The following is a 600-nucleotide window of genomic DNA, read 5'->3' on the forward strand; positions in this document are numbered from 1 at the left end:
CGTCGATGAGTACGAGTCCGGGCTCATCGAGCAGGTCGAACAGTTCCTCGACATCGGACTCTCCAGGGGCAACCCGATCGGAATCGTAGTCACTAAAAAGCGCATACCCATCAGCGCCAGCGAGCTGGTAAGCCAATTCCCCCCACATGGTCTGCGTGCTGGGGGCAGACGGGTCGTCCTTGTTACACCTTGCGTCCATCGCACTAACGTGTCCGCCTTCGAAGACGGCCGTCTCCACCGAGAAATCATCTCGAATCTCGTCGAAATCGCTTGCGACCTCGTCGTCAATGATGAACTCCGAGAGATCGTCGATTGCTTCCGGGTTTCGGGAGAAGTGATACGCAGCGATTTGTGAGTGGGTCTTTCCGCCTCCAAAAACAGTATCGAGAGACAGAAATCCATCCTCTCCACTGTACTCGTCCTCGACTTTACCAACGTAGCGTTTTGCTAAGAGTGTGAGCAGATCCTGAAGCCCATCCGTCGCGTATGTCTTCGTGAAGAAGGTCTCAGGATCAGCGTAGATTTCAGGTGCGCTGTCTGGATTGAACACCACTCCGGATAGTTTCGCTGCGAACTGGTTCTCCGATAGCGTGCCCTCCA

General features: G+C 54.7%; 1 pseudogene. It reads right to left on the reverse strand.

Annotated elements, in window-relative coordinates:
• Nucleotides 1-600, reverse strand: a pseudogene (locus ACFR9S_RS03815) (ATP-binding protein); the annotation flags it as partial.

This window comes from Halolamina salina (assembly GCF_042678005.1).
GTDB classification, from domain to species: Archaea; Halobacteriota; Halobacteria; order Halobacteriales; family Haloferacaceae; genus Halolamina; species Halolamina salina.